Source organism: Actinoplanes awajinensis subsp. mycoplanecinus, assembly GCF_001509495.1.
In the GTDB taxonomy this organism is placed as follows: domain Bacteria; phylum Actinomycetota; class Actinomycetes; order Mycobacteriales; family Micromonosporaceae; genus Actinoplanes; species Actinoplanes palleronii.
Window position 1 is genome coordinate 1 of sequence record NZ_LLZH01000209.1, and the last position, 310, is coordinate 310.

The 310-nt window shown below is 58.7% G+C and carries 1 rRNA gene; it reads right to left on the reverse strand.

Features of this window, described 5'->3' with window-relative positions:
• Positions 1-97 (reverse strand): 5S ribosomal RNA (gene rrf / locus ADL15_RS21635); the annotation flags it as partial.
• Positions 98-310: the final 213 nt, after the last annotated feature.

Consider the following 310-nt stretch of genomic DNA (forward strand, 5'->3'; position numbering starts at 1 on the left):
CCCACACCCTCCCGAGTGCAGTACCATCGGCGCTGGAGGGCTTAGCTACCGGGTTCGGAATGTAACCGGGCGTTTCCCCTCCGCTATGACCACCGAAACGCATGTCAGCGCGGAACACCAGCAACCTGACATCCGGGCCGCCTCGACTTTCGTCGAACCCGCAGACGCTGATCAGCCTTCTTCCCAGGCCAACCAGAGTCCCCCGAATACAGGGTGGTTGTTCGTTTGCTGTGAATCACACAGTGGACGCGTAGCACAAAGTTTGAGGTGGTTAAGCCCTCGGCCTATTAGTACCGGTCAACTCAACACG